General features: G+C 74.3%; 23 protein-coding genes. 8 read left to right on the forward strand and 15 right to left on the reverse strand.

What is annotated here, in order from left to right; translation table 11 throughout:
• Positions 1-178: 178 nt before the first annotated feature.
• Both VFZ92_RS37635 and VFZ92_RS37640 read left to right on the forward strand, forming a co-directional pair.
• Positions 179-1,612 carry a NucA/NucB deoxyribonuclease domain-containing protein gene (locus VFZ92_RS37635; protein ID WP_330882015.1) on the forward strand — a complete coding sequence of 478 codons (1,434 nt, stop codon included), beginning with the start codon at positions 179-181 and terminating at the stop codon, positions 1,610-1,612.
• A 61-nt stretch (positions 1,613-1,673) separates the two neighbouring features.
• Complete coding sequence (locus VFZ92_RS37640) at positions 1,674-2,711, forward strand: DUF6461 domain-containing protein (protein ID WP_330882017.1); 1,038 nt, start codon at positions 1,674-1,676, stop codon at positions 2,709-2,711.
• 9 nt (positions 2,712-2,720) lie between these two features.
• Here the strand turns inward: VFZ92_RS37640 and VFZ92_RS37645 are convergent, their stop codons facing one another.
• From VFZ92_RS37645 to VFZ92_RS37660, 4 genes are all read right to left on the reverse strand, one after another.
• Positions 2,721-3,344: a hypothetical protein gene (locus VFZ92_RS37645; protein ID WP_330882019.1), complete on the reverse strand. Its 624-nt coding sequence runs from the start codon at positions 3,342-3,344 to the stop codon at positions 2,721-2,723.
• Positions 3,345-3,399: 55 nt separating this feature from the next.
• On the reverse strand, positions 3,400-4,074 hold the full coding sequence (locus VFZ92_RS37650) for a response regulator transcription factor (RefSeq protein WP_330882021.1): 675 nt from the start codon (positions 4,072-4,074) through the stop codon (positions 3,400-3,402).
• Between the two features lie 54 nt (positions 4,075-4,128).
• The gene (locus tag VFZ92_RS37655) at positions 4,129-6,036 is read right to left on the reverse strand and encodes a sensor histidine kinase (protein WP_330882023.1); all 1,908 of its coding nucleotides are present in this window, start codon (positions 6,034-6,036) and stop codon (positions 4,129-4,131) included.
• A gap of 89 nt (positions 6,037-6,125) precedes the next feature.
• Positions 6,126-6,581, reverse strand: coding sequence for a hypothetical protein (locus VFZ92_RS37660; protein ID WP_330882025.1), 456 nt, complete (start codon positions 6,579-6,581; stop codon positions 6,126-6,128).
• A gap of 265 nt (positions 6,582-6,846) precedes the next feature.
• Between VFZ92_RS37660 and VFZ92_RS37665 the strand changes: the two genes are divergently transcribed.
• The gene (locus tag VFZ92_RS37665; protein ID WP_330882027.1) at positions 6,847-7,260 is read left to right on the forward strand and encodes a cupin domain-containing protein; all 414 of its coding nucleotides are present in this window, start codon (positions 6,847-6,849) and stop codon (positions 7,258-7,260) included.
• A gap of 46 nt (positions 7,261-7,306) precedes the next feature.
• On the opposite strand, the gene VFZ92_RS37670 is transcribed toward VFZ92_RS37665, so the two are convergent.
• Positions 7,307-7,696, reverse strand: a complete 390-nt coding sequence (locus tag VFZ92_RS37670; protein ID WP_330882029.1) for a hypothetical protein — start codon at positions 7,694-7,696, stop codon at positions 7,307-7,309.
• Positions 7,697-7,872: 176 nt separating this feature from the next.
• On the opposite strand from VFZ92_RS37670, the gene VFZ92_RS37675 reads away from it, so the two are divergent.
• On the forward strand, positions 7,873-8,670 hold the full coding sequence (locus VFZ92_RS37675) for an ion transporter (RefSeq protein ID WP_330882031.1): 798 nt from the start codon (positions 7,873-7,875) through the stop codon (positions 8,668-8,670).
• 99 nt (positions 8,671-8,769) lie between these two features.
• Here VFZ92_RS37675 and VFZ92_RS37680 read toward each other — a convergent pair whose 3' ends face one another.
• Both VFZ92_RS37680 and VFZ92_RS37685 read right to left on the reverse strand, forming a co-directional pair.
• Positions 8,770-9,120, reverse strand: coding sequence for a hypothetical protein (locus VFZ92_RS37680; RefSeq protein ID WP_330882033.1), 351 nt, complete (start codon positions 9,118-9,120; stop codon positions 8,770-8,772).
• 178 nt (positions 9,121-9,298) lie between these two features.
• Positions 9,299-10,030 (reverse strand): GAF and ANTAR domain-containing protein, encoded by a 732-nt coding sequence (locus VFZ92_RS37685; RefSeq protein WP_330882035.1) that lies wholly within the window; start codon positions 10,028-10,030, stop codon positions 9,299-9,301.
• A gap of 58 nt (positions 10,031-10,088) precedes the next feature.
• Between VFZ92_RS37685 and VFZ92_RS37690 the strand changes: the two genes are divergently transcribed.
• Genes VFZ92_RS37690 through VFZ92_RS37700 form a run of 3 tightly spaced genes read left to right on the forward strand, consistent with a single transcriptional unit; the run spans position 10,089 to position 12,977 of the window.
• Entirely contained in the window at positions 10,089-10,754 is a 666-nt protein-coding gene (locus tag VFZ92_RS37690) for a response regulator transcription factor (RefSeq protein WP_330882037.1), read from the forward strand.
• Positions 10,747-12,099 carry a HAMP domain-containing sensor histidine kinase gene (locus tag VFZ92_RS37695; RefSeq protein ID WP_330882039.1) on the forward strand — a complete coding sequence of 451 codons (1,353 nt, stop codon included), beginning with the start codon at positions 10,747-10,749 and terminating at the stop codon, positions 12,097-12,099. The genes VFZ92_RS37690 and VFZ92_RS37695 overlap by 8 nt, the downstream gene beginning before the upstream one ends.
• The gene (locus VFZ92_RS37700; RefSeq protein ID WP_330882041.1) at positions 12,096-12,977 is read left to right on the forward strand and encodes a TAXI family TRAP transporter solute-binding subunit; all 882 of its coding nucleotides are present in this window, start codon (positions 12,096-12,098) and stop codon (positions 12,975-12,977) included. Before VFZ92_RS37695 ends, VFZ92_RS37700 begins: the two co-directional genes overlap by 4 nt.
• A gap of 141 nt (positions 12,978-13,118) precedes the next feature.
• Here the strand turns inward: VFZ92_RS37700 and VFZ92_RS37705 are convergent, their stop codons facing one another.
• The 6 genes from VFZ92_RS37705 to VFZ92_RS37730 all read right to left on the reverse strand — a co-directional run bounded on the left by VFZ92_RS37705 (position 13,119) and on the right by VFZ92_RS37730 (position 18,518).
• Positions 13,119-13,721 (reverse strand): proteophosphoglycan 5, encoded by a 603-nt coding sequence (locus tag VFZ92_RS37705; protein WP_330882043.1) that lies wholly within the window; start codon positions 13,719-13,721, stop codon positions 13,119-13,121.
• A 70-nt stretch (positions 13,722-13,791) separates the two neighbouring features.
• Positions 13,792-14,766: a VWA domain-containing protein gene (locus VFZ92_RS37710; protein WP_330882045.1), complete on the reverse strand. Its 975-nt coding sequence runs from the start codon at positions 14,764-14,766 to the stop codon at positions 13,792-13,794.
• On the reverse strand, positions 14,766-15,662 hold the full coding sequence (locus VFZ92_RS37715) for a DUF58 domain-containing protein (RefSeq protein ID WP_330882065.1): 897 nt from the start codon (positions 15,660-15,662) through the stop codon (positions 14,766-14,768). Before VFZ92_RS37715 ends, VFZ92_RS37710 begins: the two co-directional genes overlap by 1 nt.
• Before the next feature lie 44 nt (positions 15,663-15,706).
• A complete protein-coding gene (locus VFZ92_RS37720) occupies positions 15,707-16,786 on the reverse strand; it encodes an AAA family ATPase (RefSeq protein WP_330882047.1) in 1,080 nt (359 codons plus the stop codon).
• A gap of 45 nt (positions 16,787-16,831) precedes the next feature.
• Positions 16,832-17,401: a molybdenum cofactor guanylyltransferase gene (gene mobA, locus VFZ92_RS37725; protein WP_330882048.1), complete on the reverse strand. Its 570-nt coding sequence runs from the start codon at positions 17,399-17,401 to the stop codon at positions 16,832-16,834.
• Positions 17,402-17,411: 10 nt separating this feature from the next.
• On the reverse strand, positions 17,412-18,518 hold the full coding sequence (locus tag VFZ92_RS37730; protein WP_330882050.1) for an ROK family transcriptional regulator: 1,107 nt from the start codon (positions 18,516-18,518) through the stop codon (positions 17,412-17,414).
• A gap of 81 nt (positions 18,519-18,599) precedes the next feature.
• On the opposite strand from VFZ92_RS37730, the gene VFZ92_RS37735 reads away from it, so the two are divergent.
• Complete coding sequence (locus tag VFZ92_RS37735) at positions 18,600-19,898, forward strand: DUF1479 domain-containing protein (protein ID WP_330882052.1); 1,299 nt, start codon at positions 18,600-18,602, stop codon at positions 19,896-19,898.
• 26 nt (positions 19,899-19,924) lie between these two features.
• Here VFZ92_RS37735 and VFZ92_RS37740 read toward each other — a convergent pair whose 3' ends face one another.
• Complete coding sequence (locus tag VFZ92_RS37740) at positions 19,925-21,703, reverse strand: HEXXH motif domain-containing protein (protein WP_330882054.1); 1,779 nt, start codon at positions 21,701-21,703, stop codon at positions 19,925-19,927.
• Between the two features lie 20 nt (positions 21,704-21,723).
• Positions 21,724-21,906 carry a hypothetical protein gene (locus VFZ92_RS37745; protein WP_330882055.1) on the reverse strand — a complete coding sequence of 61 codons (183 nt, stop codon included), beginning with the start codon at positions 21,904-21,906 and terminating at the stop codon, positions 21,724-21,726.
• Positions 21,907-21,908: the final 2 nt, after the last annotated feature.

The following is a 21,908-nucleotide window of genomic DNA, read 5'->3' on the forward strand; positions in this document are numbered from 1 at the left end:
TTGTCCGCACAGGGTGTCCTCTTCTTTCTCGACCACGTGACGGCTGACGTTCGGGCACCTCGTGCCCTCGGCAGGCTCGGGTGGTGGCGCAGCGCGCGTATCGGTCGCCGTCGACCCGTCGGAGCGCCGCCGCGCGCGGGGTGCGCGCGGCGCCGTTGTTCCGCGATGTGGGGGAAACGTGTCGAGAACACTGAGAAGAAGGGCACTGGTCGTTCTCACGGGGGTGGCGCTGCTCTGCGGGGGGCTCGTCGCGCCGGGGGCGTCGGCGGGCGGTCCACTGGTCAGACCGGCGCAGGTCACGTCGTCCGCGGTGCTGGACGAGGCCGAGGGCAGGGCGACGCCGGTGCCGCCGGTGAGGCTGGGTGGCGTCGCGACCCGCTCGGAGGGCTGTTCACCGGCCGCGCTGGCGGCGGCGGCCGAGTCGGCTGAGCCCGTGGGCGCCGAGTACGGCGCGGAGCACGTCGGCGCGAAGGCCGTGTCGTGCGCCGTCGTGACGGAGAGGGGCACGCCCTCGGCGGCGCGGGACGGCGCGCTCGCCTCGGCGCGCGCGGCCGGGCCGACGGCGCGGGACTACCTCGAACCACCGGACTGGTGCTTCGACCACGCCTTCGACGGGTGGTGGGGCACCCGCACGGAGATGTGCAGCATCGCCGACGGGCTGGTCAACCTGTGGCTGTACCAGAACGGCGTGCCGGTGCGGCTGCTCGGGCAGGCGCAGTGGTTGGAGATCAACTTCGCGTACACCAGCGCGGACCTGGACACGTGGGCGCACCAGATCCGCGTGGAGAAGTACTGGGGCACCGCGGCGGGCAACGGCGCGGCGACCGTGTCGGGCTTCTCGACGTGCGGCGGGGAGTGCAAGCAGGACACCGACACCGGCCTGCGTCCCGGCAACTTCGCCACCGACGTCGCCAACGACGGGGAGGCGTACAACACCTCGACGTCCAGCGAGCTGGGCGAGGTCGGGCTCGCCGAGGGGCAGTGGGAGTACTGGCTGACCTACGCCGGGTTCCCGCCGACGAACAGCCTGTACGTCGACCTGCCGACCGTGCGGTGCGACAACGCCATCGGGGACAACGAGAACAACTCCGGCGATCCGGCGTTCGCCGTCGCGGCGGCGGGCGCGGGCTGCGTCTTCCTCGGCATCCTGCCGGTGATGGTCTACTCGAAGACCGGCTTCTACCCGACGCTGGCCACGCACATCGAGGCCGCCCAGCAGAGCGGGCTGCCGGGGGCGTACCCGAACGGCGCCGTGCTCAACCGCATCACGAACGCGACGGACAAGGCGAGCAACGGCCGCACCGCCTGCCCGGCGGGGTGGGCGCGACCGCAGGGCAGGTCGTGCGACGAGTACCCGTTCCGCTCGACGAAGCAGGGGGCGTCGACCCAGACGCCCAAGGGCACCGCGCGCACGTTCGCGCCGCCGAACACCGCCTGGTGCCACATGGACACCGCCTGGGGCGTTCCGACCGGTGTCACCGGTCCCACCGGCTGGTCGTCCTGCATGATCGACGCCACGGACAACCGCAACGGCGGGGCCGCGCTCGGCGCGTTCTACTCGTCCAAGCGCGTGCTGGACGGTGATCCGTACCTGGTGTGGATCCAGCCCTGATCGAGACGGGCCGCCGGGTTCCGCCGGGACCCGGCGGCCCGTTCGTGGAAAGGTCGTCACCATGCCGTCACCGGTCCCCGCGGTCGAGCACTACGCCGAGTTGCTGGCCTCCGGCGCCCTGCCGTCCGACGCGCTGTGCCTCACGGCGGTGCGCGGCCTGTCCACCGCCGAGGCCCTGGCCCGGTTCGACGCGGCCGGGACCACCCGGCCGACGACGCTCGCGGACGCGGGCGCGGCCACCACCAACGCCTTCCCCGACCAGCTGCCGCTCGTGGTGGTGAGCGAGCACGACGGCTGGGTCGTCCTGGTGGAGAACAACGGCTTCCGCGGCGCGGTCCCCCGCACGCTGGCCCGCCTGTCGGAGGGCTCGGTCGCCGCCAGCGCCTACTGGAACGTCGACTTCGACAGCGCGCTCGCCCTGGCGCGGGACGGCGCCGTCGTGGGGTCCTACGAGTTCACCATCGGCGGCGACCCGCCCCCTGGTCCGCTGGCGCCGCTGCTGGACGGTCTCGACTTCGAGGACGCGACCGTCCTGTGCGCGTCCGCGCTGGCGTTCGTCGAACGGGTCTCCGGCGTGCGGCTGGACGCCGACTGGGCCGCGGCGGCGCACCCGACCGCCGTCGTCGACCCCGCCGGACCGGCGGCCCCGGCGGGCTGGCTGGCCGTGAACGCGCCCGAGGTGTCCGCCGCCCTGCCGGGGGCCGACCCGGCCGTGCTGCGCGACCTGGCCTCCGAGGTGGCGGCACGGGCCCGCGCCGCCACCGGCGCCGACCCGGCGTCGGAGCACGAGCGGGCCGACGACCTGGCCGCCCTCTCCCGCGCGGCCTACCACCGGGCCCTGGAGCTGCGCTGGGACCGGTGCACGCCGCCCGACGAGGTGGACCCGATCGCGCGCCTGCGAGCCGAGCAGGTCCGCAGGCGCGCCGACACGACCGAGGAGCACGCCCTGGTGGCCCGCTCCCACGCCTACGCCGCCGCCATGGCCGCCCTCGCGCCGAACCCGGCCGACGCGGTGGCGGAGGCCGTCGTGCACGCCTGCTGGGCCGACCGCCCGAACTGGGACTCCCTGCGCGCGGCGCTGGCCGCCCGCCTCACCTGACCGACCGCGTCAGCTCGGCAGGGGGTGCGGCCAGGCGCGCGGCTCGTCGGGGACGTGCACCCAGCCCTGGCGCGGCACGGACCCGATCCGGACGTTCACCAGCGGCGCGTACGACGGCACCGCGATGCCGTCGTAGCCGTGGTGCACCACCGACCAGTAGAGGTCGTCGGACACCACGAGGACCAGCGGCGCGCTGGTCTCCCGCAGCGCGAGCTTCAGCCGGGGCGCGTCGAGCAGCCTGCACGCGACGTCCAGCAGCTCGCCGAACTGGCCGTGCTCGTCGAAGTGCACCTCGCCCGCGTGCACCACCGCCCGCAGCCGGACGGCCAGGTTCGGGAACTGCTCGTTGTGGCGGCGGAGCGCGCCGCTCAGCTCGGGCACGACCGATTCGAGCAGCAGCGTCTTCGGAACCCGGTCGGACGGTCGGATGAGGACGATCACGCCGTCCCCGAGGTCCACCAACCGGTCGATGTCGTCGCCGTGCACCCCGTGCGCGGCCAGGGATTCCGCGACCGCCTGGTGCACCACCCCGCGCAGCACCGACTTCTCCCGGTTGCTGCGGCTCGTCGAGCCCTCCATGTCGACCCCGATCGCGATGCGGTAGACGGGGTGCCGCGTGTGTGCGTTGACCATGGGGCAACGTTCTCGTTCCCGCCTTCCCAGGAACAAGCGGTGCCTCGTCCCGGATTCACGGGTGCCCGCCGTCGGCCGTGAAGCCGATCTCCCTCGCCTTCTCGACGACCCCGTCGCGGTCGGCGACCTGGAGCTTGTGCTGGACCTCCAGCACCCGGTTGGCCACGGTCTTGGGCGATATCCTCAGTTTCGCGGCGATCTGCGGGTTCGTCAGCCCTCCGACCATCAGCTCCAGCATGCGGCCCTCGGCGCCGGTGAGGCGGAACGGCAGGCGGCCGAGCGGGCGCGGCTGCTGGACGACGAGGGCCCTGCCGACGAGCGGGTCCAGCACCATCTTGCCCTCGGCGACCGTGCGCACCGCCTGCACGATCTCCTTCTCCTCCTTGCGCAGGTAGCCGAGCGCCCCGGCCGCGAGCGCGGCCCGGACGTGCTCCGGCTCCTCGTGCATGGACAGCACGAGGACCCTCGTCTCCGGAACCCGCTCGACGATCCGGCGGATCACGTCCGGCCCGCAGAACTGCGCGGACACGCCCGCGGCGGGCGGGATCCTGAGGTCGACCAGCACCACGTCGGGGCGTTCCCGCTCCGCGAGGGCGACGGCGTCCTCACCGGTCGCGCACTCGCCGACCACGTGGACGTCCCCCGCGTCCTCGAACTCGTCGCGCAGGCCCCTGAGGTAGATCGGGTGATCGTCAACGACCAGGACCCGGTATCCGGTGGTGTGCGTCATGGTGCGCTCCCAGTGCGGTGACACGGCGGCAGGGGTTCCGGCACCACGGGCTGGTCAGGTCCGTCCGAACGGGATGCGCGCCGTGATGCGGGTACCGGGGGACGACGGTTCGACGTGGAACTCCCCGCCGAGATCCTGGCAGCGTTCCTCCATGGATTCCAGTCCCACTCCCGGAACCGGATCGTCCGGCATCCCCCTGCCGTCGTCGGCGACGACCACGTCGAGGCCGCACGCGGTGCCCACCACGTCGACGCGGCAGTTCGAGGCCTCGGCGTGGCGGACGACGTTCGTCAGCGCCTCGCTGATCACGAGGTAGGCGGCCAGTTCCACCTCGGCCGGGACGTCGTCGAACCGGCCGGTGGCGACGACCCGCACGGCCGTCTCGCCGTCGAAGCGCTCGGCCAGGCGGTGCAGGGCGTGCTCCAGCCCCAGCCGCAGGTCGAGGACGTGGGTGGAGCGGACCACCTCCCGCACCGTCCCGGTCAGCGTTTCGAGGTCGGCGGCGGCGTCGCTGAGCCGTCTTCGGGCCTTCCCGTCGTCGTCGCTCATCGCCCTGAGCACGCCCTTCACCTGCTTGTGGATGCCCGCGACGCTGGGACCGATGATGTCGTGCAGGTCGTTGCCGATCCGGTGCAGCTCCTGCCTGCGCCGCTGCTCGAACCGGGCGTCGGCCGCGCGCAGCGCCAGCGCGAGCCGCGCCGCGTGCACGGCGGGGGCGGCCTGGACCGCCATGTGCTCCAGCAGGCGGCGGTCCCGCGGTCCGAGCTTCTCGTCCCCCGCCCGCTCCTCGGCCACGAGCACCCCGACCCGCTGCTCGCCGTGCCACAGGTCCACCTGGAGCCGGTCCCACCCGCACGAGCGCCCGTGGACGCCCGACCGCGCGGAGTCCGCGCTCAGCTGGACCTCGACGTAGGGCAGCCTCAGCGACCGGCCGACCGACGCGGCGAGCGCGGGCAGCAGCTCGTGCGGGCGGCGCGGTTCCGCCAGCGTGCGGCTCAGGGCGACCATCGCGCGGTACGGGTCGGAGCGGTCGCCGTAGAGCCACCGCTCCAGCGCGCGGCGCAGCTTCTGGTGCAGCGGACCGAGAGCGGCCACGACCACGACGGTGGCGATCACGGTCGGGTAGGCGGGCACGCGCGCGGTGGTGACCAGCACGACGGCCGTGTACGCGCAGACGAGCAGCGCCCCGAGCAGCCCGTAGAGCAGCGTGCGGTGGATGACCAGCTCGATGTCGTAGAGGTCGTGGCGGACGATCGCGACCGCCAGCGCCGCAGGGAACGCCGCCGCGGCCGCCAGCCAGGCGCCCCAGGCGGAGCCGAACAGCAGTTCCAGACCCAGCGTCGGGACGAGCACCAGCGTGCCCACCAGCGCCCACCCCACCACGAACCGGTGCGTCCCCCGCGCCCCGCGCCACCGCACGACCAGCGAGGCCACGGCCGCCGCCAGCGCGGCCCCGAACGCGGCGAACCCGGTGATCGCCAGCCCGACCGCGACACCGCGCCGAGCGGTGCCGCTGGAGACCTGCCGCCAGAACGCGGCCGGTTCGGCCCACGAGGCCCACCCGAGCCCGACCAGCGGCAGCACCACTCCGACGCCCGCGACGGCGACGGCCGCCCACCACCAGCGGCCGGGCGGCCGTCCGGTGGGGAACAGCAGCAGCACCACCGGCAGCGCCGCGTACGTGGGCCACCACACCCAGGTGCCGACCCACGCCGCCCACCGCTCGTCCGGCCACGCCCCGGCCCCCGCCGCGACGGCGCCGCACACGCCCGTCACGAGCAGCGTCCAGCCCACGGCGTTGCGCCGCGCGTGGGCCACGATCCGCTCGCCCAGCAGGCAGTACACGACCGCGATGAACCAGTTGTGCGGGTGCTCGGGCGCGGTGGAGGTGATCGCGTGCACCACCACCGCGCCCGCCACGAGCGCGAACGCCCCCGCCGCGAGCAGCCGGGAACCGAGCACGGCCCCGCTGTCCCTCCGAGTTCCCGCCGTCGACCCCGATAACATGCGCCCCCCTCGTGGGAATCCGCGAACACCGCCCCCGCGGTGGTTCAGGACGTGCCGTTGAGCCAGTGCCAGAAGTTGTGGCACGGAGATCCCTCGTCGTTCGTCTCGGCGGTCCCGTAGGCCAGCTCCACCGACCCGGCCAGCCCACCGCCGGTCAGGGTGACGGCCGCGCCCGCCGCCGCGGCCGGGTGCGGGTGCCGGTGCACGCCGTCGGCGGTGCGCCCACCCGCCTGCTTCCAGCGGTCGAGGGCTTGGCGCAGGGTCGCCAGGTCCGGCAGCAGCCCCGGCCCGACCAGTCCCCCGTAGGTCGCCTCGAACCAGCTCAGCCCCGCCCGCACCCGGTCCGCGTCGAACGGCGCGCCGACGACGTGGGAGCTGGGGAAGTGCGGGTTGCCGGTCGGGGCCGCCGCCGCGTAGGCGACGAACGCCTCGTGCCACTGCGCGAGGTCGCCGAGGACGGGGTGCGACAGCTGACCTCGGTCTTCGGTGGGTGCGGACATTCGGTCTTCCTCCGGTCTGCAGGTGTGGTCGTGGTCGAGCCTCCCGATCCCGGTGTCACGGGAACCAGAGGTCGTGTTCCCGAATTTCCGGGTGGGTGCCCGCGCCCCGCCTCCGCGGCGGGACCGATCGCCGTCGTGCCTGTGCAGTCTCTGGAACCACGGGCGTCCGACAAGGTCATATGACTCAGACGGGCGCGCGGCTGTCACAGCCGTGGCCGCTGTCCGGTCTTCCCCGCGAGAGCACCCACCACCGCTGGAGGACCCCGTGACCGACACCGAACCGCGATCGACCGCCTGGCAGACGGCGCTGACCTCGTTGCAGGAGGTGGAGATCCCGTTCATCCCGGACGGTGCCCACGGCATGACGGTGGTGGTCGAGTTCCCGCCGGGCGACCCCGGTTCACCGCCCCACCGGCACTCCGGTCCGGCGTTCGGCTACGTGCTGGAGGGCGAGATGCTCTTCGAGCTGGAGGGCGAGCCCGCGCGGGTGCTGCGCGCCGGGGACGCGTTCTGGGAGCCGGGCGGCGACGTCGTCCACTACCAGGACGGCAACAACCTCGCCGACGCGCCGCTGCGCTTCACCGTGACGATGCTGTGCGCTCCCGGCGAGCCCATGTTCACGCTCGTCGACGACGAGGAACTGGCGCGGCGCGAGCACCTCCGCGCTCGGACCGCGTGATGATCGGCGCGGAGGTCCCCTTCGGACCGGACCTCCGCGCCGGGTGTCACCGCGCGAGCGCGGCCCTCACCTTCGCGACCACCGCGCTCTCCTCGGCGGCGACCTGGCCGTCGGCCTCGGCGACCTCGCGGCAGATGGCCACGACGGCGGCGGGGAACGCCTCGGCCTCGGCGGGCGCCTTGGCCGCGAGGATCTCGACGGACCGCCGCAGCGCGAGGAGCACGCCGTCCTCCACGTCGGCCACCGACCCCACGGGCAGGACGGGCTTCCCGGCCCGCAGCACCTCGCGGAGCGCGGGCGACAGGTGGGCCACCGCCCTGGCGCCCGCGTGGCTCTCCTGGTCGAGCGAACCGGGAGCGGCCGTGGACACCAGGACCATCGCCCCGAACACGGCCGTGCGGAACGTCCGGCCTTCCTCTTCCGTGTACTCAGTCATGCCACCACCCTAGGGACGCCCGACGCCCCGCCGTCCGCCCGCTCCCACCGGGACACACCGCGAAGCCGAGCCGTGCTCGCCTGTTATCGTCCGCAATGGACAAACCCGAGGCGCACAACCCTTGTCACCCAATGGAGTTAGCGCCGAGGCGAGGACGGAACCTGTCAGGAGCTCCCATGTCGGTGCGCGACCGCGTAGGCCACGTCGTGGAAGGCGCGCGGTTCCAGCGGGTGATCATCGCGGTCATCGTCGTGAACGCGGTGACCCTGGGCTGCGAGACCTCCCCGTCGCTGGTGGCCGAGCACGGCGCGTTCCTCACCGCGGTGGACCGCGTCGCCCTCGGCGTCTTCGTGGCCGAGCTGGCGGCCCGCCTCTACGCCCACGGGCCGGGGTTCTTCAGGGACCCGTGGAACTGCTTCGACTTCCTGGTCGTCGGCGTGTCCCTGCTGCCCGCCGCGGGGGCGCTGGCGGTGATCCGCTCGCTCCGCATCCTCCGCGCGCTGCGCCTGGTGTCGATGGTCCCGAGCATGCGCCGCGTCATCTCGGCGCTGGTGAAGTCCGTGCCCGGCCTGGTTTCCCTGTCCGGCCTGCTGGTGCTGCTCCTCTACGTCGGCGGCGTGGTGGCCAGCAACCTGTTCCAGCCCACCGGCGACCCGAGGTTCAGCGACCTGGGCGCGACCGTGCTGACCCTGTTCCAGATCACCACGGGCGACGGCTGGTCGGACATGATGCGGGACCTCATGCCCGCCCAACCCCTCGCCTGGGTCTTCTTCGTCTGCTACCTGCTGGTCGGCACGTTCACGATGCTCAACCTGTTCATCGCGGTGGTGTGCAGCGCGATGGAGTCCGAGATCGGGGCCCAGCCGACCGTGCCCGCGCCGCGCGAGGCCCCGGACGAGGTGCTGGCGGAGATCCGGGCCCTGCGCGAGGAGGTGCGGGCGCTGCGGCTCCAGTCCGTCGGCGACCCCGACTGATCCACCTCCGCCCCCGCCGCGGCAGGAACCGCCGCTCGGCGTCGGCGGTCACCAGCTCCAGCGCCTCCCGGCAGGCGGTCGCCGCCTCGGCGTCGGCGGTCACCAGCACCAGCGCCTCCGGTGGGCGGTCGCCTCCTCGGCCCGCGACCCCAAGCGCCGCACCAGGTCCGCGCGCGTCACCGCCGGCAGGTGGTGGCCCTCCAACCCACCCGACGACTCCACCGCCCGCACGAGCACCAGCCCCGCGGCGGGCCCGTCGGCCATCACCACGGCCCGGTTCAGCTCCACGACGGGTGAGGGCACCAGCCGCGCCGGCCTCCCGCACAGGCGGATCTTCCTCTTGGCGCGCACCAGCCGCTGCGCCATCGTCGCCTCGGGCACCAGGACCGCCCCCGCGATCCCCGCCGCCTCGTCGAGGTCGGCGCCCTCCCTGGCGCAGATCAGCGGCATGTGGCGCGTGGCGCACCTCCGGTGTTCGTCGTGTCGGTGACCCGACGAACGGGAGCACCCGAGATCGACGGCGTGGCACGACGAGTTCTCGACACCACCGGGGAACACCCGCGCCCCGACCTGCCGCGCCGAACCCCGAAACAGGGGTTCGCGCAGCTCAGCGGCCCTGGTCGAGCACCTACCCCGACTTCTCCCGCAGCGACAGCAGGAGTCTTCGCGCCACCTCGACCAGCTTCGTGTTCGTCACCTGCGACTCCTCCACGAGCCGCTGGAACGCCACGTCGGGCTCGATGCCGTGCACGGCCATCAGCGCGCCCTTGGCCTGGTCGATCTCGGCGCGGGAGACGAGCGCCTTGGTCAGGTTCGCGATGATCTGGCGTGAGCGCGCCGAGCGGCGGGCCGCGGTGATGGCGCCGGAGGCCGCGGTGGTGAAGAGGCGGAGCAGGGCCTCGTCGTACGGGTCGAAGGCCTCGTCGGTGTAGCCGTAGACGTTGAGCGAGCCGAGGACGTCGTCGCCGACCGCGAGGGGCGCGGAGAGGTAGGCGCGGACGCCCGCGTCGGTGGCCGCGTCGGCGAACGCGGGCCAGCGTTCGAGGGTCTCGCCGACCACCACGCGCACCGGGGTGAGGGTGCGGGCGGCCTCCAGGCACGGGCCGTTGCCCGAGGCGTACTGCTCGGCGTCGATGCGGATGACGTCGTCGCTGGTGGACGCGACCGTCCTGGCGTCGTCGCCGTCGATGACGGTGATGCTGACCGCTCCCGCGTCGGCGGTGACCCGCACGGCGGCTTCGGCGAGCCCCTTCAGGGCCTCCTCGATGGGCTCTTCCCCGGCCAGCACTCCCTGGAGGTCTTCCAGGGCCGCGCTGGCCTCGTCGAGTCGGGCCGCCGACTCCACTTCGTCGATGCTCACCCCAGCATTGTCCACACCCCGGAAGCGATACTGAACCACCACACGCGGGAGGAGCACTGTGCGGGTACTGCTCGTCGAGGACGACGACGGGGTGGCCGACGCCCTGGTGGAGGCGCTCGGGGCGAACGGCCACGAGCCGAAGCGGGTCGGGCGGGGCGCGGACGCGTTGACGGCGCACCGCGACTTCGACCTGCTGCTGCTCGACCTGGGCCTGCCGGACACCGACGGGCTGGAGGTGCTGCGGAAGGTCCGCCGCGTGGCCGACATCCCGATCGTGGTGCTCACGGCGCGGGGTGACGAGCGGACGATCGTGCGCGGGTTGCGGCTCGGCGCGGACGACTACCTGGTCAAACCGGTCCGGCTGGCGGAGCTGCTGGCGCGGATGGACGCGGTGGCGCGGCGGTCGGCCGCTCGGGCCGCGCCCGGCGGCCGGGTGGTGCGGTGCGGCGACGTGGAGATCGACCTGGACGCGCGGCGCGTGCTCGTGGCGGGCGAGGAGGTCGCGTTGACGACGAAGGAGTTCGAGGTGCTGGCCGTGCTGGCGGGCCGTCCCGGCACGGCGGTCAGCAGGCAGCAGCTCATGGACGAGGTGTGGGGTGACGCGTACCTCGCGGTGTCGCGGACGCTGGACGTGCACCTCACGCAGCTGCGGGCGAAGCTCGACCGGCCCGGTGTGCTGACCACGATCCGCGGGTTCGGCTACCGGTTGAGCGCGGATGCGTAGGCGGCTGCTGGTCGTTCTGCTGCTGTTCTCGGCCACGGCCGTCACGGCGTTCGCGCTGCCGCTGCTGTCGAGCACGGCGGCCGAGCGCACCCAGCGGTTCACGATCAGCCGCACGGCCGACGTGGACCGGTTCGCGGCGCTCGCGACGGGCGACCGGGAGGCGCTGACCGCCGAGATCACCGCCTACACCGCGCTGTACGACGAACCGGTGCTGGTCATCGACGTGCAGCGGCGGGTCGTGGCCCGCTCCGGCGACCTCTCCCCCGACGACCCGGCGCTGGCCGCGGCGGTGGACGCCGCGCTGCGCAACCAGCCCGCCGCGCCGGTCCCGACCGTCCGGCCGTGGTCGGGAGGGCCGGTCGTGTTCGCCCGGCCGGTGGGCACCGGGACGAGCGTCGCCGGTGTCGTCGTGCTGCGCGCGTCGACCGAGCGGGCGGCGGCCGACGTGGCGGTCGGCTGGGCGTGGGTGCTCGCGGGCGCGCTGGCCGCCGCGCTGGGGTGCGTGCTGCTGGCGCTGGTGGTGTCGCGGTGGCTGCTGCGGCCGCTCGCGGAACTGGAGGGCGGTGTGCGGGCGGTGGCGGCCGGGCAGCAGCGGGCGCACGTGCCGGGGAGCAGCGGCCCGAAGGAGCTGCGGGCGCTGTCCGAGTCGTTCAACCGCATGTCCGACGCCGTGAGCGAGGCCGCCGACCAGCAGCGCAGGCTGATCGCCGACACCTCGCACCAGTTGCGCAACCCGCTGGCCGCGCTGCGGCTGCGGATGGACGTCCTGTCCGCTCAGGTCGGCCCGGACGGCACCTACCGCGCGGCCGTGGCCGAGGTCGAGCGGCTGGAGTCCCTGCTGGACGGCCTGCTGGCGCTGGCCACCGCCGAGAGCACCGCGACCGAGGCGGCGGCCGGTGGCCGGGAGCCCGCGCTGGCCGACCTGGGCGCCGTGGTGGCGGACCGCGCGGACTTCTGGTCGGCGGAGGCCGAGGTGCCGACCGGGCTCGCGATCCTGGTCCGCTGGCCGGAGTCCGACGTCGCGCAGGTCCTGGACGTGCTGCTGGACAACGCGACCAAGTACGGCGGTGGCGGCCGGGTGTCGATCGGCGCGGACCGGGCGGGCGGCACGGCCTGGCTGGAGGTGGTCGACCACGGCCCCGGTCTGTCCGCCGAGGACCTCCCGCTCGCCACGACCCGGTTCTGGCGCGGCGACACCGGCGGCGCGAAGCCCCGCGGCACCGGCCTCGGTCTGGCCATCGCGGACCGCGTGGCCACCGCGCGGGGCGGTGCGCTGGTGCTGTCGCCGGTCGACCCGCACGGCCTGCGCGCCCGCCTCACCCTCCCCCTGGAGCCGCCGCTGTGAAGCGCCGGACCTTCCTGCTGGGCGCGCTGGCCGTCACGGCCTGCGGCACCACCGCGCCGACGGCCGACCTGACCCTCGCGGCCGGGGAACAGGGCGGCCTCTACCTCGACTTCGCCACGCTGCTCGCCCGCCAGCTCGGGCCGACCGTGCGCGTCACACCCCGCGTCACGGCGGGCAGCCTGGAGAACCTGTCGCTGCTGCGCGACCGGCGGGCCGACCTCGGGCTCACGCTGGCCGACACCGCCACGGGCACCGACCTGCGCGCGCTCGGCCGCGTCTACGAGAACTACTTCCAGCTCGTCGTCCGCGCCGACGACCCGGCCCGCTCGGCGCGCGACCTGGCGGGCCGACCGCTGTCGCTCGGCGCTCGCGGCTCGGGCGCCAGCGTGTTCGGCGACCGGCTCGTCGCGGAGGCGGAGCTGGGCGAGCGCGTCGACCACCTGCCGCTCGCGGAGGCCGCGCAAGCGTTGGCGGACCGCCGGATCGACGCGTTCCTGTGGTCCGGCGGCGTCCCCACGCCGACGGTGTCCACATTGGACGACCGGATCCCGATCCGCCTGCTCCCGCTCTCCGATCTGCTGCCCTCCCTCCGCGACCGCTACGGCCGCGCCTACGAACCCGTCTCCGTTCCCGCGGGCGTCTACCGCGCCCCCGCCGAGGTCCCCACGGTGGGCGTCGCCAACCTGCTCGTCTGCCGCCCGGACCTGCCGGACGACATCGCGGGAGCCGTGACCCGCGTGCTGGTCGAGCGCGCCGCCGCACTGGTGCCCGAGCAGGCACTGGGCACCCAGTTCCTGGACGCCCGCAGCCTCATCGGCACCACGGACGTCCCGCTGCACCCCGGAGCCGCCGCCGCCTACCGCGACCTGCACGGGTAGACGGGCGGGGACGCCCGGTTCGCGACTCCCGAACCACCCGAGCCCACCCACACCGACGCAGGACCACAGCGATCCACGGCGACGGGCTCGTCGGTGCCCGCCACCGACGAGCACGACGCGGGCGAGCAGCACCGGACGGCCCTAGTCGAGGAACCTCCGTGCGGCCACCACCCCCGCCGCCGCGTCCTTCGAGGGGCCGACGACGCCCGCCACCTGCTCCTCCGTGGCAGCGGCGCCCGCGGCGATCAGGCCGCTGACCGCCGCGTCGTCCTCGGGTCTCCCGGTGAACGCCGCGATCAGGGCGCGGCACCTCTCGTCGGACACCGCGGGCGGCGCGACCGACGTGAAGCCGTCGGCCAGGTCGTAGTCGGCCCGCTGCCACCCGCCGTCCTCGTAGCCGTAGACGAACCCGATCCAGCGCCCCGGCTCCTCCGTCGCCCGCACCGGCTCACCCCACCAGTCGGGCGCGCCGTCGAGCAGGTCGGTCTCGTCCTCGCCGAAGTACTCGGCGGCCTGGCCGTAGTAGGTGTCGGAGTACTCGTGGTCGTGGCCGAGCAGCACCGCCCGGTCTCCGTCGAGCCGGTGCAGCTCCACCCAGTTGCCGCCACCGTCGTCGTAGTACCACCGGCCGCCGTCGGCGTGGGAGCTGTCGCCGTACCCCAGCGCCGCGACGACCGCCGAGTGCGCGGCCCACCTCGCGCGCATGTCCCGCGGGCTGGGCAGGTCGACCGGAACCAGTGCCACGTGCTTCTCCTCGTCGTCGGATCGGGCAACACGGCTCATGCTGCCGAACGGGTCCGACAATTTCCGGGGGCTACGGCAGGCGCTGGCTGAACACGAGGGCTCCCGCCGCCGACAGCATGGCCAGGATCGTGCCCAGCACGAGCCACGGCTTGCTGGCGTCGGCCTGCTTCTTCTCGAAGCCGATCTGCTCGCCGAGCGTGTCGTACACGCGGCGCAGCTCCTCGGCGCTGGCGGCCTTGAAGAACTCACCGCCCGACAGCTTGGCGATCTCCTTCATCGAGTCGTCGTCCACCGGCACGTCCTGGCGGCGGCCCTCGATCTCGACCACGCCCTCCTCGGTGCCGAAGGAGATCGTGGAGATCGGGATGCCCGCGGTCTTGGCGTCCTCGGCCGCGTCGAACGCCTTGCGCGTGCCGACCGTCTCCTTGCCGTCCGTCATCAGCACGATGCGGGCGGGCGGCGGGCCGTCCGCGCCGCCGACGACCTTGCCGAACGAGTCGATGGCGGCCATGGCGGCGACGATCGCGTCACCGGTCGCGGTCGACTGCGCCAGCTTCAGGTCGCCGATGCTCTGGCTGACGGCGTCGCGGTCGGTGGTCGGCGCGACGAGCACGGTGGCCGAGCCCGCGAACGAGATCAGGCCCAGGTTGATGCCGGGGGTGAGGCCCTCGGCGAACGACTTCGCGGCCACCTGGGCGGCCTCCAGGCGGGACGGCTGGATGTCGGTGGCCTTCATCGACAGCGACACGTCGATCACCAGCATGACGGTGGCGCGGTTGCGCGGCACCTTCTGCTCGGCGGTCGGCCCGGCCAGCGCGACCGTCAGCAGCAGGAACGCGACCAGCAGGAACGCGGCGGGGACGTGGCGGTACCAGCCCTCGCGCTTCGGGGCGACCCTCTCCAGCAGTTCCAGGTTGGCGAAGCGCAGCATCCGCCTGCGGCGCACCCGCTGGAGCACGACGTAGACGCCCGCGAGCGCGGCGACCGCGATCGTGAGCAGGAACCACCAGGGAGTCGCGAACCCACCCAAGCTGAGCCCGAACATCAGGCGACTCCTCCAGACCAGCGGCGCTTGCGGGCGACGACGAAGCGGACGACGTCGGCGATCCAGTCCGAGTCGGTGCGCAGCACGAGGTGGCCCGCCCCCGCCTGGCGCAGACCGGAGGCCACGTCGGCGCGGTGCTCCGCGGCGGCGGCGGCGAACTCGCGGCGCAGCAGCGGCGACGCGGTGACCTCGCGCTGCCGTCCCGTCTCCGGGTCGGCGAGCACGACCGTGCCCACCTCGGGCAGGTCGATGTCACGGGGGTCGACGACCTCGATCGCGACCAGGTCGTGCCGGGCGGACAGGGCGCGCAGCGGGCGCTGCCAGCCGGTGTCGCCCAGGAAGTCCGAGACCACCACGACGAGACCGCGGCGGCGCGGCGGGCGGCGAAGCTGCTCGACAACCCCGGCCAGGTCTCCCCTGGTGCCCTCGGGCGCGCGGGGCGTCTCCGCGACGCGGCGGACCAGGCCGCGGGCGTGCGCGAGACCGCCTCGGGCCGGCACGCGCACGAGCGTGTCGCCGGTCGACACGAGCGCGCCGATCCGGTTGCCGCCGCCCCTGGTGAGGTGCGCGACGGCGGCCGTGGCGGCGATGGCCAGGTCGCGCTTCTCGCAGACGGCGGTGCCGAAGTCGAGGCTGGGCGACAGGTCGATCGCCATCCACGTCTCCAGCTCGCGGTCGGCGACCGTCTCGCGGATGTGCGGGACGGTGGTGCGCGCGGTGACGGCCCAGTCCATCCGGCGCACGTCGTCGCCGGGCTGGTAGGTGCGCGCCTCACCCGGTTCGGAGCCGGGGCCGGGCACGAAACCCAGGTGGTTGCCCTGGAGCAACCCGTCGAGCCTGCGGCGCACCTCCAGTTCGAGGGTGCGCAGGGCGGCCTCCATGCGGCCGCCGTGCATCACCGGCGGCGCCCAGGACGGGCGCTCGCCGGCCTTCTCGGCGCTCACGGCCTGCCGGCCATCCCGGCCTGCGCGACCGGCTGGCCGGTGGGCGGCTGCGGCCGGGCGGACACCTGCGGCAGCGGCACGGTCTGGAGGACGCGCGTGATGATGTGGTCGAGCGGCACGCCGTCGGCGAGCGCGTCGTAGGACAGCACGAGGCGGTGGCGCAGCACGTCCGGCACGACGTCGACGACGTCCTGCGGCAGCACGTAGTCGCGACCGCGGACCAGCGCGAGCGCGCGGGCGGCGGCGATGATGCCGAGGCTGGCACGGGGCGAGGCGCCGTAGGCGACCCAGCCCGCGACGTCGTCGAGCTGGTGCTCCTTGGGCGCGCGGGTCGCGATCACGACTCGGACGACGTAGTCGACCAGGGCGTGGTGCACGAACACGCGGGACGCGACGCCCTGGAGGCGCACCAGTTCCTCGGGGCTGAGCACCTGGCTCGGCACGGGCGCCTCGACGCCCATGCGGTAGACGATCTCGCGCTCCTCCTCGGCCGTGGGGTACTCGACCTGGATCTTGAACAGGAACCGGTCGCGCTGCGCTTCCGGGAGGGGGTAGACGCCCTCGTTCTCGATCGGGTTCTGGGTGGCGAGCACGAGGAACGGGTTCGGCATGGGGAACGTCCTGCCGCCGATGGACACGTGCCGCTCCGCCATCACCTCCAGCATCGCCGACTGCACCTTGGCGGGCGCGCGGTTGATCTCGTCCGCGAGGACGAAGTTCGCGACGACCGGGCCGAGCTCGACGTCGAACGTCTCGCTGCTCTGCCGGTAGATGCGCGTGCCGAGGATGTCCGCGGGCACGAGGTCGGGGGTGAACTGGACGCGCGAGAACGAGCCGCCGACGACCCTCGCGAAGGTCTCGACCGCGAGCGTCTTGGCGACACCGGGCACGCCTTCGAGGAGGAGGTGGCCCTTCGCGAGCAGGCCGACGAGCATCCGCTCGACCAGCCGGTCCTGCCCGACGATCACACGCTTGACCTCGAACACGGTCCGTTCGAGCAACTGGGCATCACGCGCGGGGGTGTTGGGCGTCGACTCGCCCACCGCACCCTCGGTACCCGGACCGGACTCGGTCACGTGTCAACCTCCTAGAAAACACACGGCACTGGCGGTTTCGCGAGCCTAGTCAACCCGGTCACCGGTATGGCGCTTGTGAAGGGTGGACAGGTCCTCCGGCGTGTCCACGTCGTCCGCCTCGCCTGCCAGCGCGGGGACCTCGACGGGGGCGAGCGGGCGGAGCACGGACCGGAGCGGCAGCCCCCCGGGTTCCGCGGGCAGCGCCGCGCGGAGGGCGGACGTCCGCCACACCCCGGCGAGCCACTGGAGGTGCCCGTCGTCGACCAGGACCGCGCCGGACGCGTCGCCGACGGCGGCGCGCAGACGGTCCACAGTGGAGGCCGTGACCCCCGGCTGGTCGACCGCGAGGACGGCCACGAGGTCCACATCGGTCACGGCCGCCAACCCGGCGGCCAGTCCCGCCACCGGTCCCCCGCCGGGCGGGTCCTCCCGTGTCCACACGACACCGTCGGCGGCGCGCTCGGGCCCGACCACGACGACGGGCGCCGCGCCCGCGACGGCCGCGAGGGCGCGGTCGAGCAGCGTCGCGCCGCCGAGCACGACCCCGGCCTTGTCGACGCCGCCGAGCCTGCGCCCGGAGCCCCCGGCGAGCACGATCGCGGCCCAGTTCGTCATGCCCCCCACGCTAGGGCAGGGCGGTGACGGCCGTCCGCACGGCGTGGTCGAGCGCCAGGCGGACGGCGCCGTGCAGCGGGGCGAGGACGCCGAGCGTGCCGTGGTCGACCAGGGTGGGGCTGGGCGAGAGGGCGGCCATGGCCTCGCGGACCGGGGCGAGCAGGGTCGGGTGCGTGCCGACCGGGCCGCCGAGGAGGACCACCTCGGGGTCGACGACGGCCGTGACGGACGCGACGACGCGCGTGACGGCGGAGACCAGCACGGCCAGCGCCCTGCGGTCGTGCCCGTCCAGGGCCTCCAGCACCGCCGCGACGTCGTTGGAGGGGGCGTCGGAGCGGCCGAACCCGTCGGCCGCGAGTTCGGCGGCCAGCGTGCGGGGGCCGGAGCCGGGCAGGTAGCCGATCTCCCCCGCCAGGCCGTGCGCGCCGCGCACCAGCCGGTCGCCGAGGTAGAGGCCGAGGCCGAGGCCGGCGCCGACGTAGACGTAGGCGAAGCTCGACGCGCCGACGGAGCCCTGCTCGGCGAGCGCGGCGAGGTTCACGTCGTTGTCGACGAGCACGGGCGCGGTCACCAGGTCCGCGAGGACGGCGGACGGGCTCACCAGGCCCTCCGGGAACGGCGTGCCGGGCAGGGCGATGACCTCGTGCGTGGTCGGGTGGACCGGGTTCGCCAGGGAGACCGCGACGGCGCGCAGCGGGCCCGCCGGGGCCGTGGCGAGCGCCGAGGTGACGACGGCGCGCAGCGCGTCGACCAGCGCGCCGGTGTCGCCCGCGCCGCCGGGCGGCCGCTCGTGCCGGTGCCGCACGCGGCCCGCGAGGTCGGCCGACCACGACTGGACGCCGGACTGGTCGACCTCCACCGCGAGCACCCAGCCCGCCGCGGCGCCGAGTTCGTAGAACGTGCCGACCCGGCCGCGCCTGCCGGTCTCCTGCGGTCCGGTGGCCGCGAGCAGCCCGCCGCCGGTCAGCCGACGCACGGACTCGGAGACGGTGGGCTTGGAGAAGCCGGTCGCGGCGGCGAGTTCGGCCCTCGTCACGCGGTCACGGCCGACGACCTCGTCGAACAGCGCGCGGTCCGTGGCCGCGCGCAGGACCGACTGGGGCAACGCCCGTTCCACCCTTGCGCTCCCTCCGTCGGGGGGCCTACGGTAGGCGAATGTTCTAGTTAGGTCACCTTACCAAATACTCGGAGGTACCCCGTGACCACGGTTCCCTCGGACGTGCCAGCCGCCATCGCCGCGGTGAAGGCCCAGCTCCGCGCCCGGATCGGCGATGTCGAGAAGGCGTTCGCCCGCGCCGAGGAGCTGATGCGCGCGGAGGTCGCCGAGGTCGTGGCCCAGCGCGAGCGCGGCGAGCAGGTCTGGCCGGTGGTCCGCTTCGCCGACGTCGCCGCGGGCACCGTGCCCGCCGACGTCGTGGAGGCCGTCCGGCGGCGCGGGTGCGCCGTGGTGAAGGGCACCTTCCCGCGCGCACGGGCCGAGGCGTGGGACCGCGAACTGGTCGACTACCTCGACCGCAACGAGTTCGAGAAGACCTACGAGTACGTCGACGACGGCGTCTTCGGCGGACTGGCCGCGGGCAAGCCGTCCATCTTCCCGATCTACTGGTCCAAGCCCCAGATGGAGGCCCGCGAGGACGACGGCATGGTCGCCGTGCGCCGCTTCCTCAACGGCTTCTGGAAGCACGAATCGCTGGGCCGCACCTGGTTCGACCCCACCCGCGACACCGCCTACCCCGACCGCGTCCGCCGCCGCGCGCCCGGCGCGACCTCCGGCGGCCTGTCCCCGCACACCGACTCCGGCTCGGTCGAGCGCTGGCTGCTCCCCGCCTACCAGGACGTGTTCCGGCACGTCTTCGACGGCGACGTCGACGCCTACGACCCGTGGGACGGCGCCTACCGCACCGAGGTGCACGAGTTCGAGTCCACCGTGATGTGCTCGGCCTTCCGCACCTTCCAGGGCTGGACGGCGCTGTCGGACATGGAGCCGACGGAGGGCGTCCTGCACGTCGTCCCCATCCCGTCGGCGATGGCCTACCTCCTGCTGCGCGCGCTGCGGGACGACGTGGCCGACGACGACCTGTGCGGCGCGGCCAACGGCCAGGCCCTCCCGGTCGACGAGCGGTGGCACCCGGTCCTGCTGCCCGCCCTCACCCCGATCCCCGCCGTCGAACCCGGCGACACGGTCTGGTGGCACGGTGACGTGATCCACTCGGTCGGCGAGGTCACCGACCAGAAGGGCTGGGGCAACGTCATGTACATCCCGGCCAGCCCGCACTGCGAGAAGAACGCCGCCTACGCCGAGCGGTGCGGCCGGGCGTTCCTGGAGGGCAGGAGCCCCGGCGACTTCGCGGCCGAGGACTACGAGGTCGACTGGACGGGCAGGCCGACGGCCGCCGACCTGACCGAGACCGGCAGGCGCCAACTGGGCCTCGCCCAGTGCGGCGGTGACCGCGATCCCCACCGGGTTTCGCCCGGCTCAGGTGGGCCCTCGTCCTGACCGGCGCGAAACCCGGCGAGGGGTGGCTAGGTGACGCCGATCCAGGCCGCCAGCCGGACGGGGTCGGGCGCGGAGCCGCACCGGAGCTGGACCTCGCGGTGCACCGCCCTGACCAGTTCCGGCCGGTGCAGCAGCGCCGCCCCCGCGGGCTGGGCGTGCAGCGCGTGGCCCAGCCCGGTCCACGCGCACGCGTGGTCGGGCCGGTCGCGCACCAGGTCCAGGTAGCCGTCGGCGGCGGAGCGCGGGTCGCCGGTGACGAGGGCGAGGTCGGCCTCGGTGGTGCCGGGCACGGTCCGGGGGTCGGCGGTCATCGCCGCGAACCGGTCCGGGTCGGCGAGGCTCGCGCGGACCAGGGTCGTGCGCGGCGTGGGGTCGTCCGGGGCCTCGGTGGCCGGGATCATGGTCGGCTGCGGCTCCGGCAGGAGCGGGCGCGCCCGCTCCGCCAGCCACGCGGTCGCGAGCGCCGCCACGTGCTCCCGGTCGGGGCGCAGGTGCCGCAGCCTCCAGGTCGCGTGGTGGTCGGCGGCGGCGAGCCGCGCCGTCGACAGCACGTCGGCGGGCACGGGTTCGGCGCACCACGCCGCGAGCTGCTCCGACATGCCCGCGACGAACCGGCGGCCGAGGCTCGTGAGGGCGGGGGCGTTGCGCAGCGTGCGGGCGGCCCGGCGCGTCTGCTCCCGCCAGTGCGCGAACTCGAAGTGCGCCAGCGGCGTGTCGTCGACCCGCCGCTGCGCGCGCCAGAACCCCGCGACGCCGACGAACGAGTAGGTGCCCTGGAGGAGCCCGCCCAGCGGCCTCGGGTCGTCGCGCCACGGGGCGTAGAACCGGCTGTCGGAGCCGTCGTCGCGGTGCAGCTCGACCAGGTCCAGCAGGGCGCAGAGCTTGCTGTGCTGGAACTCGTGCACGAACGTCGCCGCGAAGTCGACCGCCGTGGGCGGCAGCGACAGCGCCACGCAGCCGAAGGCGTCCTCGGCCGACGCGCTGTAGGGCTGGAACGGCCCCGCCGGGGGCCTGGGGACCAGGACGGTCAGCCCCGTGGCAAGCGCGGCGGCGGTCTCGGCGTGGTGCTCGGTCAGCAGGGTCCACGTCTCGGTCAGGCCGGTCTGCCACCGGGCGAGCTCGTCCTCGCTCAGCCGGGAGGGCGGCAGCCTGCCGGTGAAGCCGCGGAACGGGTCGAGGTCGTCCAGCAGGAGGTCCGCGGCCGGACCGCGGAGCCGGTGCGCGGCCCACCAGCCGTCCGCGTCGGCCGTGAGGTCGCCGTCCACGCGCACCGTGCCCGTGGGGCCGCGGACCCGCAGCCTGCCGGGACCACCGCCCGCGGTCGCGACCGCCCACCGCTCCCGGACGTGCGGGACGCGCGCGAGCCCGACGGTCGGCAGCACCACCGCCCCGTCGGCGACCGGCACGTCCAGGCTGAACCGCAGGCCCGCGAGGACCGCCGCGGCGGCGGCGACGCAGTGCAGGTACCCGAGCGCGACCCACAGCGGGGCGGGGTCGGTGGTGGCGCGGTGCAGCCTGCGCAGCGCGTGCACCGCCCAGACGGCCACGACGGGGTGGCGCAGCAGGCGTTCGACGACCTCGGGCCGGTCGCGCTGAGCCGCGGCCAGGAGGTCCCAGGCCGCGCCGGGGGGCGCCAGGGGCCCGTGCGAGTCGGGCCGCGCCTCGGCCGAGTCCAGCACGGCGCGCAGCAGGGCCAGGTGCTTGCTGCGGTTGGTCGTGACGAGGTGCCTGATCGCGTTCGGACCTCCGCCACCGGTGGCGAGTGAGTCGAAGTCCGCTCTGGCCAACTGGTGGGGACGCGTCACGTGCCCTCAGCCGATCCGCTTCACCTCTTGTCGCGGCATACGCTGTTCTCCAGAACGACGTGAACCGCGCGTTCGGTACGGGCGACCAGCCTGGCGACGGAACCGGTCAACACCGAGCCGTTCGTCGTCCGCACCTGCGCCAAGGACAATTCGGACAGGTCTGCCAGGTCTGTTTCCAGATCAGCCGCAGGGGTCCCCATCATGT

It is taken from the genome of Umezawaea sp. (genome assembly GCF_036375055.1).
Classification (GTDB): Bacteria; Actinomycetota; Actinomycetes; order Mycobacteriales; family Pseudonocardiaceae; genus Umezawaea.

Excerpts from the sequence above, each read along its gene's own strand:
- VFZ92_RS37640 (WP_330882017.1), top strand. The coding sequence starts at position 1,674 with ATGCCGTCACCGGTCCCCGCGGTCGAGCACTACGCCGAGTTGCTGGCC.
- VFZ92_RS37645 (WP_330882019.1), bottom strand. The coding sequence starts at position 3,344 with ATGGTCAACGCACACACGCGGCACCCCGTCTACCGCATCGCGATCGGG.
- VFZ92_RS37650 (WP_330882021.1), bottom strand. The coding sequence starts at position 4,074 with ATGACGCACACCACCGGATACCGGGTCCTGGTCGTTGACGATCACCCG.
- VFZ92_RS37660 (WP_330882025.1), bottom strand. The coding sequence starts at position 6,581 with ATGTCCGCACCCACCGAAGACCGAGGTCAGCTGTCGCACCCCGTCCTC.
- VFZ92_RS37670 (WP_330882029.1), bottom strand. The coding sequence starts at position 7,696 with ATGACTGAGTACACGGAAGAGGAAGGCCGGACGTTCCGCACGGCCGTG.
- VFZ92_RS37675 (WP_330882031.1), top strand. The coding sequence starts at position 7,873 with ATGTCGGTGCGCGACCGCGTAGGCCACGTCGTGGAAGGCGCGCGGTTC.
- VFZ92_RS37680 (WP_330882033.1), bottom strand. The coding sequence starts at position 9,120 with ATGCCGCTGATCTGCGCCAGGGAGGGCGCCGACCTCGACGAGGCGGCG.
- VFZ92_RS37695 (WP_330882039.1), top strand. The coding sequence starts at position 10,747 with ATGCGTAGGCGGCTGCTGGTCGTTCTGCTGCTGTTCTCGGCCACGGCC.
- VFZ92_RS37710 (WP_330882045.1), bottom strand. The coding sequence starts at position 14,766 with ATGTTCGGGCTCAGCTTGGGTGGGTTCGCGACTCCCTGGTGGTTCCTG.
- VFZ92_RS37715 (WP_330882065.1), bottom strand. The coding sequence starts at position 15,662 with ATGCACGGCGGCCGCATGGAGGCCGCCCTGCGCACCCTCGAACTGGAG.
- mobA (WP_330882048.1), bottom strand. The coding sequence starts at position 17,401 with ATGACGAACTGGGCCGCGATCGTGCTCGCCGGGGGCTCCGGGCGCAGG.
- VFZ92_RS37745 (WP_330882055.1), bottom strand. The coding sequence starts at position 21,906 with ATGATGGGGACCCCTGCGGCTGATCTGGAAACAGACCTGGCAGACCTG.